This window comes from Gottschalkiaceae bacterium SANA (assembly GCA_036323355.1).
In the GTDB taxonomy this organism is placed as follows: domain Bacteria; phylum Bacillota; class Clostridia; order Tissierellales; family GPF-1; genus GPF-1.
Window position 1 is genome coordinate 1355642 of record AP028876.1, and the last position, 13940, is coordinate 1369581.

Annotated in this window: 16 protein-coding genes; all 16 read left to right on the forward strand. The window is 44.9% G+C overall.

The annotated features are described in order from the left end of the window. Positions 1 to 168: 168 nt before the first annotated feature. Positions 169 to 1329 carry an aldo/keto reductase gene (locus tag AC25CA_RS06385; protein ID WP_486816221.1) on the forward strand — a complete coding sequence of 387 codons (1161 nt, stop codon included), beginning with the start codon at positions 169 to 171 and terminating at the stop codon, positions 1327 to 1329. Positions 1330 to 1404: 75 nt separating this feature from the next. Beyond that, entirely contained in the window at positions 1405 to 1653 is a 249-nt protein-coding gene (locus AC25CA_RS06390; RefSeq protein WP_486816222.1) for a DUF4321 domain-containing protein, read from the forward strand. Positions 1654 to 1663: 10 nt separating this feature from the next. Continuing rightward, entirely contained in the window at positions 1664 to 2293 is a 630-nt protein-coding gene (locus AC25CA_RS06395; protein ID WP_486816223.1) for a Maf family protein, read from the forward strand. Then, positions 2280 to 3110, forward strand: a complete 831-nt coding sequence (gene mreC / locus AC25CA_RS06400; protein ID WP_486816224.1) for a rod shape-determining protein MreC — start codon at positions 2280 to 2282, stop codon at positions 3108 to 3110. Before AC25CA_RS06395 ends, mreC begins: the two co-directional genes overlap by 14 nt. Further along, positions 3103 to 3624, forward strand: coding sequence for a rod shape-determining protein MreD (gene mreD, locus AC25CA_RS06405; RefSeq protein WP_486816225.1), 522 nt, complete (start codon positions 3103 to 3105; stop codon positions 3622 to 3624). The genes mreC and mreD overlap by 8 nt, the downstream gene beginning before the upstream one ends. 18 nt (positions 3625 to 3642) lie before the next feature. Continuing rightward, complete coding sequence (locus AC25CA_RS06410) at positions 3643 to 6837, forward strand: penicillin-binding transpeptidase domain-containing protein (protein WP_486816226.1); 3195 nt, start codon at positions 3643 to 3645, stop codon at positions 6835 to 6837. An 8-nt stretch (positions 6838 to 6845) separates the two neighbouring features. Beyond that, on the forward strand, positions 6846 to 7466 hold the full coding sequence (minC, locus tag AC25CA_RS06415) for a septum site-determining protein MinC (protein WP_486816227.1): 621 nt from the start codon (positions 6846 to 6848) through the stop codon (positions 7464 to 7466). 14 nt (positions 7467 to 7480) lie between these two features. Continuing rightward, the gene (gene minD / locus AC25CA_RS06420) at positions 7481 to 8272 is read left to right on the forward strand and encodes a septum site-determining protein MinD (protein WP_486816228.1); all 792 of its coding nucleotides are present in this window, start codon (positions 7481 to 7483) and stop codon (positions 8270 to 8272) included. A gap of 11 nt (positions 8273 to 8283) precedes the next feature. Then, positions 8284 to 8562, forward strand: a complete 279-nt coding sequence (gene minE / locus AC25CA_RS06425; protein WP_486816229.1) for a cell division topological specificity factor MinE — start codon at positions 8284 to 8286, stop codon at positions 8560 to 8562. After that, positions 8559 to 8951, forward strand: coding sequence for a methylglyoxal synthase (locus AC25CA_RS06430; RefSeq protein ID WP_486816230.1), 393 nt, complete (start codon positions 8559 to 8561; stop codon positions 8949 to 8951). The genes minE and AC25CA_RS06430 overlap by 4 nt, the downstream gene beginning before the upstream one ends. A gap of 95 nt (positions 8952 to 9046) precedes the next feature. Further along, the gene (locus AC25CA_RS06435) at positions 9047 to 10879 is read left to right on the forward strand and encodes a TIGR03960 family B12-binding radical SAM protein (RefSeq protein WP_486816231.1); all 1833 of its coding nucleotides are present in this window, start codon (positions 9047 to 9049) and stop codon (positions 10877 to 10879) included. Beyond that, a complete protein-coding gene (locus AC25CA_RS06440; RefSeq protein ID WP_486816232.1) occupies positions 10876 to 11544 on the forward strand; it encodes a TIGR03936 family radical SAM-associated protein in 669 nt (222 codons plus the stop codon). The genes AC25CA_RS06435 and AC25CA_RS06440 overlap by 4 nt, the downstream gene beginning before the upstream one ends. A gap of 9 nt (positions 11545 to 11553) precedes the next feature. Then, a complete protein-coding gene (locus AC25CA_RS06445; RefSeq protein ID WP_486816233.1) occupies positions 11554 to 12897 on the forward strand; it encodes a ribonuclease E/G in 1344 nt (447 codons plus the stop codon). Between the two features lie 112 nt (positions 12898 to 13009). Continuing rightward, positions 13010 to 13321 carry a 50S ribosomal protein L21 gene (rplU, locus tag AC25CA_RS06450; RefSeq protein WP_486816234.1) on the forward strand — a complete coding sequence of 104 codons (312 nt, stop codon included), beginning with the start codon at positions 13010 to 13012 and terminating at the stop codon, positions 13319 to 13321. An 11-nt stretch (positions 13322 to 13332) separates the two neighbouring features. Then, a complete protein-coding gene (locus AC25CA_RS06455; RefSeq protein WP_486816235.1) occupies positions 13333 to 13650 on the forward strand; it encodes a ribosomal-processing cysteine protease Prp in 318 nt (105 codons plus the stop codon). 2 nt (positions 13651 to 13652) lie between these two features. Next, positions 13653 to 13934, forward strand: coding sequence for a 50S ribosomal protein L27 (rpmA, locus tag AC25CA_RS06460; RefSeq protein WP_486816236.1), 282 nt, complete (start codon positions 13653 to 13655; stop codon positions 13932 to 13934). Positions 13935 to 13940 lie beyond the last annotated feature (6 nt).

The following is a 13940-nucleotide window of genomic DNA, read 5'->3' on the forward strand; positions in this document are numbered from 1 at the left end:
CTTTTTTTATTGGTCCATAAATGTCGGTTACAAGAAAAGGCTTGTTGCATGTGTTTATATTTTTATATAATGAAAAGGTGATTGTCTTGCAAAGAGGTGGTTGTATAAAACAATCGTGTATAGGTGGATTTTGGATTTTTTTATCCGGTGAACAAAGGAGAGACGAAAATGAAATACAGGAAGATCAACGAACGTTATGAGTCGTCAATCTTGGCTCTTGGTTGTATGCGATTGCCCGTCATTGACGGTGACTATGGCAGGATCGATGAAGACAAAGCCATTGAAATGATCCGATATGCCTTGGATCATGGTATTAATTATATCGATACGGCCTATCCCTATCACCAAGAAAATGGGGAACGAGTTGTCGGGAAAGCCCTGAAGGACGGGTATCGTGAAAAAGCGATCCTAGTCACAAAAAACCCTGTTTGGAAGGTTGAAAAGCGGGAAGATTTAGAGAAATACTTGGATGAGCAATTGGCTAAATTGGATGTGGAATATCTTGATTTTTATTTGATGCATGGACTGCGCCCTGAACGATGGGATAAGATACTTGCACTTGATGGGTTGAGATTTTTAGATGAAATGAAAGCCAAAGGCAAGATACGAGAGGCGGGTTTCTCCTTTCATGGCGACAAAAAATTATTTGAGCAGATTGTGGATGCCTATGACTGGTCCATAGCGATGATTCAAATGAATTACAAGGATATCGATGTACAGGCGACGGTGGAGGCCATTTCTTATGCAAAGACCCGAGGAATACCGATGGCAATTATGGAACCCTTGAAGGGGGGACAATTGGCCAATCTTCCGCAATCAATTACAGATATTTGGAATGATGAACTGGGACTTGGCCAGGTCGAAAGGGCATTCAGATGGCTGGCAAATTTTGAAAATGTGAAAGTGATTTTAAGTGGCATGTCCACCCTTGATCAAGTGAAAGACAATATTGAAGTCGCCGATCGATTGGAAGCGGGTGTCATCAATGAGGAAGAAGCGAAACGCTATATAGAGGTAAAAAAGCAAATTGAATTGCGGGCGCAAATCCCTTGTACGGATTGCAAATATTGCATGCCGTGTCCGGCTGGTGTGAATATACCAGGAAATTTTATGCATTACAATCGATCCTTTATGTATGAAGATCTGGAATGGGCAGCGCATGTTTATCAGGATAAGTACAAAGAGGAACAAAGAGCAAGTGCTTGTGTTGAATGCGGGAGGTGCCAAACCCTTTGCCCCCAAAGTATACACATTATTGATCAACTAAAAAACGTGCACAAGCATTTGAATCAAGAGGTTAAATTAAAAAAAGATCATTGGGCTTTATAAGAAGAGCCAAAGCCTCTTTTTTTTAGCCACTAGGAATGGTACACTTGAAAGGAGAAGCTCAAGGAGGAAGAACATATGGCTAGACAAAAAAGAGGTAGCATTTTATGGGTGTTTTTACTGGTGGGCTTTATATTAGGCGGAATTTTTGGTGAACTACTGGGTGGGATTTTCCCGCTCTTGGCAAAATCGGTTACCATCGGTCTGGATCCTAGTTTTCATTTGGATCTTCACTTATTTAAATTTACCCTTGGATTTTTGTTTCATGTAAATTTGATGAGTATTGCGGGTGTGATCATTGCGATGATTATGTACCGCTGGCTGTAGGAGTATAATCATGAAAATTGTTTTGGCGTCGAAGTCGCCTAGAAGGCAAGAAATCATAAGTAAATATATCAAAGACTTTATTATTGTGGAAAGTAGCGTTGAAGAGGTCATGGATGACTCGCTTGATCCTGCTGCCCTAGCCATGAGTTTGGCTTATCAAAAGGCGGCTGATGTGCAACAGCAAGTGGAAGAAGACGACTTGGTGATTGCCGCAGATACAATTGTCGTTACGCCTAGTACCGTTGGTGAAAAGTGTCAGGGAAAACAGATCTTAGGAAAGCCAAAGGATCGAACAGATGCAAAGAATATGATTCAAGCGCTGGTGGGGAAGACCCACATGGTGCTTACTGGAATTGCTTTGCTTCAGGGTGAGATTAAGCTGGTGGACCATCAATGTACCTGGGTAAGCTTTTCGGCTATGAGCGAAGCTGAGATCGAGGCTTATTTGGATGCCGGAGACTATGGCGATAAGGCTGGGGCTTACGGAATTCAGGGATATGCCGAACCCTTTATTCAAGGGATACGCGGTTCCTATTCCAATGTAGTGGGATTGCCGGTGGAACGATTGTATCCTCTGCTGAAAAATCATTTTAAGTTGAACATGATGAAAGGAACGATGGCGGCTCATGAAGACAAATAGAAAATGGATTGTAGCCGGTTTGATTATGATTGTGATGGTCTTATTGGTGATTAGCGCCATTGGTGTTTCTCAAACTGTTAATAATCCTGCGCTTGAATCAGTTGTACCTATGCAGCGTGTGATTAATCGAATGGGAACGGCGATCAGCGGATGGACAAATTCCCTTGGGGAGTGGTCGACGCTAAAAGAGCAAAATGAAGCCTTGCAACTGGAGCTTGCTCGAAAAGATGCGGAGCTACAGGCTGCGGAAGCGGTGATGGAATCGCAAGCCTATTTGGCTGCTGCATGGGAGGCAAGGAAGGAAAATAACCGAACTGTGATTGAAGCGCGGGTGATTTCTAAATCAAAGGGGATCTGGTTTCAAACCTTTGTGATTGATCAGGGAAGTGATGCGGGGATTCAGCCTAATGATACTGTGGTGACAGGGATCATTGATGAGGGCCAATTTGGCGCATACGGATTGATTGGTCAGGTGTCCGAGGTGGGCAAGGGATATGCTGTTGTACAAACCTTGGCTAACAAGGAAACCAATATCGCCTTCGAGATTCTTCGAACGGGTGACCAGGGGATTCTGGAAGGCGATTTAAACACCGTTCACGAGGGCTTTCTTTTTAATACCGAAGCCAATGTGGCGACGGGTGATGACCTGGTTACGACAGGGATCAGTGATTATTACCTGCCGGGAATATTGATTGGCGAGGTGACCTCCATTCAAAAAGAGGGCGATCAACTGGTTAAGCATCTGCAAGTGGAAACCCTGGTGGATTTTCAAAAAATCAAGTCGGTCTTTATTATTCGGGAGGCCGAATATGAATGAACGATATAAGGATTATTTGCGTCTACTGCTTTTAGGCTTATTGGTATTCTTATTGGAGACTGCATTTTTACCTCTGTTTCCCTTTGCCATGGGCAAACCCAATTTAATACTATTATTTGTAGCTTCTGTTGGGCTTTTTGTTGGCTTTTTGCCTGCAGCAGTTTCGGCTATTATTTTAGGTATTTTAATGGATTCCTTATTCTCTCCTGCTCTTGGGCTTTGGACACTGATTTACCTAACCGTGGGCTGGGTATTTTCCTTAGTCAAGGAATCGGAATGGGAAGCGGAGAAGATCTATTTGATGCTGATGATGGGGCTGGTTACAGCAGTGACCTATGGAATGATGGGTTTTTTTCTGTTTTTCTTTGGCTATCATTATCAATGGGGCATCGAAATTTTGCCTTATGCAGGCATGGAAGCAATCGTCAATATGGTCATATGGATTGGTGTGATGTGGCTTTTCCCGCGTTTAATTCGGGAAGCTGGCAAGGATTATAAGAGCACCTTACTGTAAGGAAAAAGGGTGAAGGATTTGAATATCAAACAATTATTTCAGAATCGATTTTATTTTTTTATTTTTGCAATCTGGATCCTTCTGATTCTTTTGACAATACGTCTGGCAGATTTAACAATCAGCCAAGGGGAAGACTATCGAGAGATTTCTGATAGTCGTCGTCTTCAGCAGGTGGAGATTCCCGCAAGTCGTGGGATGATTTTCGATAGCAGCGGACAACTCTTGGCTGGGAATCAACCCAGCTTTGTTGTGCAATTGTCCAAGGATGAAATTAAGAAGGCAGAGCGCAATGAAACCCTTTGGCGTTTGGGGACAATCTTGGATCAAAACGCAGAACGCGTTGTGAATGAATTGCCTATTACCATGAATGGATTGGTGCGAGAGGTGAATGGAGACATTTTACCTGTCGATCTTTTTGCCTACCTGAAGGAACGACCAGACTTGATTCAGTCTGTTTTGAGTCAGGTTATAATTGAATCGCCATATGGGGGACAATTCAGCGCAAAGCGCGCTCTTTGGATACTCTCGCGGGATGATGAATCTTGGATGCGACTTTGGGATGAGGAAAGTCAAGGAGTCAAGAACGAAAACGATATGGCTCGATTGGCCCAAGCACTCTTGGAGCAGGAAAATGATCTGCGGGAATGGATGGCCCATCCTGTTGTGAGGAAAAATATTTTTGAGATTTATGGGAAGGAAGATCCCAATCTTCAATTGGTGGCCTATGAATATACCTTTGAAGAGGATCGTCTGGACAAGAAGCGGAGCCTGTCGCAGCATTTTTCAGGAATCACAGCGGAAAGTCAAGCGGCAGAAGACTTTTATCAGATCGCCTATCAATTGGTTGCTGAAGAGATGGCTTTGTCGGTAACGTCCGATGGAAAGAACCTGGGCCGTGCCGTGGTTGATCTTTTGCAGCTGCCGATAACGGTTAGTGTATCGGAACGCGGAACCGTCGCTTATCAAGAGGATGCTGCCATGTGGACCGCGGAGGCGCGGGCTCGATTAGCACTACCCGAAACAGCTTCCCTTATGCAGGTTGTGGTGGAAGAAGCCCATGCACAAGGGAAATTAAAAGAAGTGATTCTATCTGATTCCTTTAAATATCAGGCACAGAAGTTGATTCTCTCTCATGGGTTAAATCCGGGCATATCGGTTTCTAAATGGAAGTATACAGCGATTTTACTTTTGGATAATTGGAAGCAAGCCAACAAGGTGCCGGCAGAAACTCAAGCGAAAGAAGCTTTGGGTGTTTTGGCTGAGCGCTATGGTCTGAATTCGGCCTGGACAGACCGAGAGAAAATGTTAACCTTGAATCTAATTGCTCTGATGAATAAACAGGGCTATCGGGCTTATGAGGCCATTGATGTCGCTTACCAGTTGAATGCGACAAGCATTGTCAAGTTGATGGAAAATGAGTATCGCATGCCAGGGGTTCAGGTGAATTTCAAATCGGTTCGAACCTATCCAAATGGATCGGCCGCTGCTCATACGCTGGGGTATTTGGGAAAAATATCTCAACAAAACGAGATTGAAAAGTATATCGATTCATTGGGGTATTCACCCAATGAATTTATTGGAAAAACAGGAATAGAAAATCGATTCGAGTCCGTGCTTCGGGGAACGCCGGGTAGTCAGGATGTAGAAGTGGATGTTCGCGGTAAAACCTTGAATGTGGTGAAGGAAGAAAAGCCCGTTCAAGGGGGCAATGTCTATTTAAGTATTGATCTTCATGTGCAACAAATGGCTGAGGAGGCTTTGGCTAAGAGTCTGGATGCTATGCAGGTGGCAGGGGTTTATGAAAGTCCCTGGGGAAATTACAACTATAAAGAAGCTAAACCCAATGCAAAATCGGCGGCCATGGTGGCTATCGATGTGAAGACGGGGAAGATCATTGCCATTGCCAATGTACCGGATTATGATCCAAATCTCTTTGCGGTGGGAATTTCCCAGAGTGATTGGGATGCACTTTTGCCAGAAAACGAAAAGGATTTGATTGCACCGCGTCCTCTATTGAATATTGCATCGCAATCTATGATTCAGCCGGGTTCTACCTTTAAGATGGTGACCGCCTTGGCAGCTTTGGAAAACGGGGTCAATCCGAAACAAAAAATTAATACCAAGGGATTTGTAGAGATTGGCACCCAAACTTATGGATGTTGGATATGGAACCGCTATCATTATAGCCATGGACCTGAAGATATGCGGGATGCCATCGCTGATTCCTGTAACTATTATTTTTATAGTTTGGTTTTGGGAGAAAATCAGCAGACGGGTGAACGATTGTCGGCTCGTACCTCTGCTGAGGATATCTTGGCTATGGCAACAAAACTTGGATTAAATGATAAAACTGGAATTGAGATTTCCATTCCCAGTGAGAAATCGGCCGGCGTGCCGAGTGAGGCGAAAAAGCAAAGCGCCATGAAGTCCTCTTTGCAGCGTTGGCTAAACAAGCATCTGTCGGAGTTTGTGCCGGAAGAAACAAATCCCGATGCAGATCAGATGGAGGATTGGGTCGAGGAAATTAGCTCTTGGGTAGAAATTGAGCCAATTTTGTCGGGTTCTGAGGTAAGAAGGCGTTTATTGGATATGGGTCTCTTGCCGGATATGCCTATGGAGGATGGACAATCCCTCAAGGATGTGATTAAATACTCATATCTGAACTTTGCATCTTGGAAAATGGGGGATGAACTCATCATGAGTATCGGTCAGGGCGATAATGCTTATACCTCGCTTCAGATGGCGAATTACGTAGCAACCCTAGCCAATGGTGGCAAGCGATATGAATTGACCTTGATGGACCGTGTGGTCGACCAGGAAGGTCATGAAATTGTGTATGGAAGCAAGCCGTATGAACAATTGGAATTCGAATCTCCGGGTGCTCTGCAGGTGATCAAGGAAGCCATGTTGCAGACTACGGAGGAAGGAACCGCTCGATCTATCTTTGCGAATTTCCCGATTCAGGTGGGAGCAAAGACGGGATCTGCCGAGAAAGATGGTTTGAATCCAGTGACGGGAGAGCCTTATGACGAATTTGGTTGGTTTGTTGCTTTTGCACCCTATGACGAGCCAGAGATTGCTGTTGCGGTTATTGGATTTCAAACGGGGTCCGGTGGTGCCATGGGTGCTGCTGCGCGTGATGTGATTGCGGAGTATTTGGGATTGAATAGTGAGAAGAGTCCGATCGCGGCCAAGCCGAGATTGATGGAATAGGAGTCGAGATGGGCAAGTTTGTGCAAGTAAAAGGAAATTCGAAGGGATTTGCAATCCAGATTTTCGAACCTGGATTTGAAGAAATATGCGACGAAGTCACTGAAATGATGCGAGAATCCAAGGGCTTTTTCAAGGGGGCGAAGTTTGCTGGTTTTCAGGGGCGGAATCTTCGAGAAGACGAAGAAGCAAGGCTTTTAGAGATCGTGGAATCAGATTTTGATCTAAAGGCCATGCAGGAGGAAGCTTGCAAGGATCAACCGAAGAAAGAAATTGAAGAAACTTCCGCTGAGAGTGGACCGGAACGAGTGCCACTGCATGTGATTGCAAGGACCCTTCGATCGGGACAAAGGATTGATGTAGAGGGTGATTTGGTCTTGATGGGTGATGCCAATCCGGGTAGCATATTGACTGCAACAGGAAATATCGTTGTCGTTGGTGCCCTTAGGGGAACCGCTCATGCAGGGATCAATGGCGATGATGGTGTGAGTGTATCGGCCTATCGCTTGGAACCCTTGCAGCTGAGGATTGCTGACGTAATCGCTCGCTCACCGGATCGCGCAGAGCAAGATGGAAAACGAGAAATTGCTCGTTTGAACGAGCAACACGAAATAAGTATTTCAACCATTTGACAGGAGGGAAAACCATGGGCAAAGTGATTGTTGTAACATCAGGAAAAGGCGGGGTTGGAAAGACCACGACAACAGCCAATTTGGGAACCGGTTTAGCATTGGCAGGAAAGCGAGTGGTTGTAATCGACGCCGATATCGGGCTGCGCAATCTAGACGTGATTCTAGGCCTAGAAAATCGAATTGTCTATAATCTTGTGGATATTGTAGAAGAGACTTGTAGACCCAAACAGGCGATGATCAAGGATAAAAAATTAGAAGGTTTGTTTTTAATTCCCGCGGCACAGACCCGGGATAAATCGTCAGTTACGCCAGACCAGATGAAAATTCTGACAGCTAAACTGAAAGAAGACTATGATTACGTATTGATTGATTGTCCAGCAGGTATTGAACAGGGTTTTAAAAACGCCATTGCTGGTGCAGATGAAGCCCTTGTAGTGACAACACCAGAGGTTTCCGCAGTGCGGGATGCAGACCGCATTATCGGGATGCTTGAAGCCGCTGAGGTGCCGTCTACTCGATTGGTGATTAATCGGATTAAGCCAGAGATGGTTTTAAAAGGTGAGATGATGGGGATTGACGATGTGGTGGAAATCCTTGCTGTGGATCTTTTGGGAATTATTCCCGACGATAGTGAGATCGTGGTCGCCAGCAACAAGGGCGAACCGGTAATTTACAATAAAAAGTCCTTTGCCGGAAAGGCCTATCAAAATATTACTGATCGAATCGAAGGCAAGGAAGTGCCTTTGATGGATTTGAATGAACAGGTCAGCGTATGGACTCGACTTTTTAGTCGATGGTCAAAATAGGAGGGTAGCCGATGTTTAACTTTTTCAAGAAAACAAAGAAAACAGATCCGAAAAGCAAACATGTGGCCAAGGAACGCTTGCAATTGGTTTTGATCCATGACCGTGCCAGCATTCCACCCAATGTGATTGAGGCCATTCGTAAGGATATTATCCTTGCGATTTCAAAACATATTGATATTGAGCCAGGCAATGTCTCGGTTTCTATTGAGGCACATCCAGGTCAGAGCCGCAATTCACGTTCTATCGTCGCGGATGTTCCGCTTCGGAAAAAAGGGGAGGCGACAAGATGAATATCGCATTAATCGCTCATGATAAGAAAAAGCCAGAAATGATGCAATTGGTTGTTGCCTATGAAGCAGTTTTTCAGGAGCATACTCTGTTTGGTACGGGAACCACGGGGCAACGAATTATGGAAGAAACCAACCTGCAGGTTCATCGATTTATGTCGGGACCTTTGGGTGGCGATCAACAGATCGGTGCCAAGATTGCATCGAACGAAATGGATTTGGTGATTTTCCTTCGGGATCCATTGACAGCCCAACCCCATGAGCAGGATGTAATGGCCTTGATGAGACTTTGTGACGTACATCGAATTCCCTTGGTAACAAACCTGGGCGGTGCCGAAATCGTTGTTAAAGCATTGAAATTGAATCTGATGGAATGGCGAAACAAGAAATAATTTGGAAGGGAATAGCGGACGCTGTTCCCTTTTTTCTTTCTTTTCAGAATTATTTTGTATATAATAAGAATGCATTTTTAGAAAGGTGGAAATTAATGATTAATCAAAAGCAATTGGAAAGGATCTTGCCAAAGGTCGAAAAACCCGCGCGATATACAGGTGGGGAAATCAATAGTGTAGTCAAACAAGAAGCCAAGGTTCGTTTAGCCTTTGCATTTCCAGATCTTTATGAGATCGCAATGTCTCATATGGGCGGACATATTTTGTATCAACTCATCAATGAAGAAGAAGGATTGGCCTGTGAACGCGTTTTTTCTCCATGGACGGACATGGAAGCCATCATGCGAAAAGAGGGCATGCCCCTTTTTAGTTTGGAGACCAAACGGACTCTAAAGGAATTTGATTTTGTCGGATTTACTTTGCAGTATGAAATGAGCTTCACCAATATCCTGAATATGTTGGATCTTGGCGGACTTGAAGTGCGAAGGGAAGACCGCTTAGAATCAGATCCACTGGTGATTGCTGGAGGACCTTGCGTTTATAACCCGGAGCCCCTGGCCGATTTTATCGATCTTTTTGTTGTCGGCGACGGTGAGGATATTACCCTCGAAATTATGCGCCGCTACGAAAAAGGGAACTTTTCTTCCAAGAAAGAATTTTTACAATCCCTGCTTTCCTTAGAGGGCATTTACGTGCCGGAGTTTTACGAGGTGGATTATAAGGAAGACGGAACCATTCAGTCTCGCCGCGCCTTGGTAGCGGAGGCACCATTGGTGGTGCAACGCACCATCCTGAAGAACTTGGATGAGGTATATTTCCCAGAAAAAATGATTGTGCCATTTATTGATACGGTTCATGATCGGGTGATGTTGGAATTGTTCCGCGGATGTACCCGGGGATGTCGGTTCTGCCAAGCAGGGATGATCTATCGTCCTGTGCGGGAAAGGAAAAAAGACACCTTGGTCCAATTGGCCGAAAAACTGGAAGCAAGTACAGGATATGAGGAACTCAGTCTTTCCTCTTTAAGTTCTAGTGACTATACGGAAATCGAACCCTTGATCAATGAGTTGACAGAAAAATTCGCTGAAAAGCGGGTCTCTTTGTCATTGCCGTCTATGCGACTGGACACCTTCCCCAAGGAACTCTTGAAGAAGATGCAAGAAGTGAGAAAATCAGGCCTTACCTTTGCACCAGAAGCTGGTTCTCAGCGTTTGCGCGATGTGATCAACAAGGGAATCACGGAAGATGATGTCATAAAAACCACTGAAGAATTGTTCCAAATGGGATGGTCGACGGTGAAGCTATACTTTATGATTGGCTTGCCAACGGAAACTGAAGAGGATGTCATGGGAATCAAAGACTTGTCCTATCAGGTCAAGGAGAAATTTTTCCAGATTCCGCGTGAAGAGCGAAAGGGAAATCTTCGCATCAATGTGAGTGCTGCCTGTTTTGTACCAAAGCCATTCACGCCATTCCAGTGGTTTGGACAGCCAACCATGGATGAATTCAAAGAGAAACAAGTGATGTTGAAAAAGAGCATACGTGATCCTAAGGTGTCCTTCAGCACCCATGACGCGGCTACTAGCTATATTGAGGCTGTAATTGCCAAGGGCGACCGTCGCATGGGCAAAGCTATTGAAACGGCTTGGAGAAACGGCTGCGTATTCGATGGCTGGGGACAGTTCTTTAAATTGAACAACTGGTTGACTGCTTTTGAAGAAGTGGGACTAGACCCTGTGTTCTATGCCAATCGCACAAGAGATTTTGATGAGATTCTACCTTGGGACTTTTTGCGAGTCGGTGTAACAAAAGAATTTTTATGGCGAGAGTATCAGCGTGCTCTAAATGAGACCATTACTCCGGACTGCCGAAATAACTGTGAGGCTTGTGGCGTGATCGAGACCTATGGGAAAGGGGTGTGCCAATGATTATTCGAGCCAAATTTGAAAAGAAAGCGGACATGCGTTATATCGGCCACCTGGATTTAATGCGGACTATGCAGCGCGCTATTCGACGAGCGAACTTGCCCATCGCTTACTCTCAAGGGTACAACCCACAGCAAAAGATGAATTTTGCCATGGCCCTTGCCTTGGGGATGGAGAGCGAAGCTGAATATATGGAAGTCGAAATGGCGGAAGAGGTCAGCCGAACATCGTTTATGAAGCAATTGAACGAGGCTCTGCCAGCGGGAATTCAAATCCTTCATGCGGAAAAAATCGAAGATGCGCCAAAATCTTTAATGAGTATCGTTGCTTGGTCGCGATACGCAGTTGCCTTCCCCGATGAGGGAAAACCAGCTGATGCTGAGACGAGAATTGAGGCCTTTTTGGCAGAGAAAGAGATTTGGACAACTCGTCGACGAAAGAAGAAAAAGCAAATGGTTAGCAAGCAGGTAGAGATCCGTCAATGGGTCGATACGATCGAGTGGGTAGAAGATAGTCAAGAACTTGTGATGATGTTGAAAACCGGCAGCAATGGCAACCTGAAACCAGAAGAGGTATTGCCGGTCTTATATCCTGAGATGACCATGCCGAATATTCGTCGCCTTGAGATCTATTGCGATACGAAACAGGGTCGAAAACCACTTTTATAGGAGAAAGCGATGAAACTGAGAATTGACCGAAGCCAAGCTTTGACGATCTATGCGGTGGAGCAAGATGGAAAATTGACAGACTTGCAGGTTTGGGAAACGGGTGAGGAAGATCCCCGTTACCAACTGCATGTCGCGCGGGTAAAGAAGGTCTTGCCGGCGGTTAATGGATCAATCTTGGATCTGGGAGACAGGGAGGCCTATTTAAGTTGGGCGGATCTGGATCCGGCAAGAAAAGAACGAGGGAAGACCATTGCGGCGTGTGTGGATGTGGAAGAACGACTTTTGGTACAGATTCGACGTGCTGAGTCCGGGGAAAAAGCAGATAAAGCGACCCTTCGAATTGCCTTACCCGGAGCATTTATGGTTTATTTGCCAAATGAAGCTGGGATTTCGATATCGACTAAAATTCGCAATCCAGAGATGCGGGCTGCTCTAGAATCAAGCCTTGTCTGTCCCGAGGGCTCGGGAGTCATTTTACGAACATTGGCTGCTGACGCATGCAGAGAACAGGTGGAAAATGAACTGGCTGGTCTGATCCGTGCTTATGAAAGTGTTGTCGAAGAAGCTAAGAAAACAAAATCCTTGCGTTCCATTTTGGTAGAAGTTGATTCGGAACCGTCCTTTTTTAGTCGCTGGTTGAAACAAGCAGATCAATTGATCAGCAATGACCCAGAAGACCAGATCTGGGCAAAAGCATGGAATATAGATTTTGCACAGTCTGAGAATCCATTGGACCCCTGCTGGCAGGATTGGTTAGGCCTTCGTAAAATAGCTGTTTCTATCTCGGACCATCAAGGAGAAATCTTGCTTGAGGAACTAGAAACGCTGACAGCCATTGACGTCAATCGAAGGGGCTCGGCCAAAGCATCTATTGCTACAATCGACACCCTCGCTGTTCGGGAAGCCATGCGGCAATTGCGTCTTCGAAATATTGGAGGCATGGTCGTTATGGATGTGATTGACAAGCGGAAAGCGAAACGGACTACCCGTGAGGTGACAGCTGCTCGTATTACCGATTCTCATCCCATTAAGGTCTATGGCCCTTCAGGCATGGGGCTGATTGAATTGATTCGGACGAAACGGGGTGCGAGTATGAAACAGCTCTTGGGTTCTTATGATGCACCTACGGTTGTTTATGCCTTGTGGCGTTTTGGTCTTGCTTTGCGACAGGTTGGTTGCTCAAGTGGTGTGAGAATTCAGGGGAATCCCGGTCTGATCAATCAGCTTAGAAGAGAGAATGCATGGAAAACTTGGGTCAAGCCTTCGTGTTGGAAACAGGTAGTTTGGGAGCCTTTGGATCAAGAAGAGGAGTTCCTTCGAATTTTACCGATATTAACGAAAACAAGAGTTTGACATTCTAGATAAACCGTGGTACAATTTATTTCTGTGAAAGCCGCACAAAATGGGTTAGAAACGGGAAACCGTACCTGATTTTTGGCGAGTCTAGTTTAAGGAGGTGTAAACTATGTACGCAATTATTGAAACTGGTGGTAAACAATACCGAGTTCAGGAAGGCGACTTGCTTTTTATTGAAAAGTTGGACGTTGAAGCTGGCGACGCGGTAACGTTTGATAAAGTAATGTTTGTTAATGCTGAAGGCGATGTTAAAGTTGGCATGCCATATGTTGAAGGCGCAACGGTTGAAGCGAAGGTCGAGAAAAACGGCAAAGCTAAAAAAGTTATCGTCTACAAATACAAGGCAAAAAAAGGCTATCGCAAAAAGCAAGGTCATCGTCAACCATATACACAAGTGACGATCGGAAAGATCAACGCATAGTGGTACGGGTGATGATATTTCGATCGAATCATCAAGTGATTGGATACGAAATCAAGGGTCACAGCGGATTCGCAGAAGCGGGACAAGATATTGTTTGCGCGGCGGTATCAGTATTGACGCAAACAGGGGCAAACGCGCTAGAAAAAATCGCGGGTGTGAAACCTGAGATTCATTTGAAAGATGGTTACTTACAGGTAATACTTCCAAATAATCTACAAGAATCAGAACGAGAACAGGCGAAAATAATTTTCGAAACAATCCTAATCGGATTGCAAGATGTTGTGGAAGCCTATCCTAGATATGTAAAACTAAAATACAGGGAGGTGTAGAGATGATGAAGTTAAATCTACAACTATTCGCCCATAAAAAAGGTGTAGGTAGCTCCAAAAACGGTCGCGATTCCGAATCCAAAAGACTCGGCGCGAAACGTGCGGATGGACAATTTGTTTTGGCAGGAAATATCCTGTTTCGTCAACGTGGAACGAAAATCCATCCAGGATTGAACGTAATGCGTGGAGGCGATGATACCTTATTTGCAACGATTGACGGTGTCGTCCGATTCGAAAGAAAAGGAAGAGACAAGAAGCAAGTGAGCGTATATCCAAGAGTGTAATTGAAA

Bases quoted from the DNA above. Each gene is read 5' to 3' on its own strand.
- AC25CA_RS06445 (WP_486816233.1), top strand. From the start codon at position 11,554: ATGAAACTGAGAATTGACCGAAGCCAAGCTTTGACGATCTATGCGGTG.
- AC25CA_RS06455 (WP_486816235.1), top strand. From the start codon at position 13,333: ATGATATTTCGATCGAATCATCAAGTGATTGGATACGAAATCAAGGGT.
- AC25CA_RS06390 (WP_486816222.1), top strand. From the start codon at position 1,405: ATGGCTAGACAAAAAAGAGGTAGCATTTTATGGGTGTTTTTACTGGTG.
- minD (WP_486816228.1), top strand. From the start codon at position 7,481: ATGGGCAAAGTGATTGTTGTAACATCAGGAAAAGGCGGGGTTGGAAAG.
- AC25CA_RS06385 (WP_486816221.1), top strand. From the start codon at position 169: ATGAAATACAGGAAGATCAACGAACGTTATGAGTCGTCAATCTTGGCT.
- rpmA (WP_486816236.1), top strand. From the start codon at position 13,653: ATGATGAAGTTAAATCTACAACTATTCGCCCATAAAAAAGGTGTAGGT.
- minC (WP_486816227.1), top strand. From the start codon at position 6,846: ATGGGCAAGTTTGTGCAAGTAAAAGGAAATTCGAAGGGATTTGCAATC.
- rplU (WP_486816234.1), top strand. From the start codon at position 13,010: ATGTACGCAATTATTGAAACTGGTGGTAAACAATACCGAGTTCAGGAA.
- AC25CA_RS06435 (WP_486816231.1), top strand. From the start codon at position 9,047: ATGATTAATCAAAAGCAATTGGAAAGGATCTTGCCAAAGGTCGAAAAA.
- AC25CA_RS06430 (WP_486816230.1), top strand. From the start codon at position 8,559: ATGAATATCGCATTAATCGCTCATGATAAGAAAAAGCCAGAAATGATG.
- AC25CA_RS06395 (WP_486816223.1), top strand. From the start codon at position 1,664: ATGAAAATTGTTTTGGCGTCGAAGTCGCCTAGAAGGCAAGAAATCATA.
- mreD (WP_486816225.1), top strand. From the start codon at position 3,103: ATGAATGAACGATATAAGGATTATTTGCGTCTACTGCTTTTAGGCTTA.
- AC25CA_RS06440 (WP_486816232.1), top strand. From the start codon at position 10,876: ATGATTATTCGAGCCAAATTTGAAAAGAAAGCGGACATGCGTTATATC.
- mreC (WP_486816224.1), top strand. From the start codon at position 2,280: ATGAAGACAAATAGAAAATGGATTGTAGCCGGTTTGATTATGATTGTG.
- minE (WP_486816229.1), top strand. From the start codon at position 8,284: ATGTTTAACTTTTTCAAGAAAACAAAGAAAACAGATCCGAAAAGCAAA.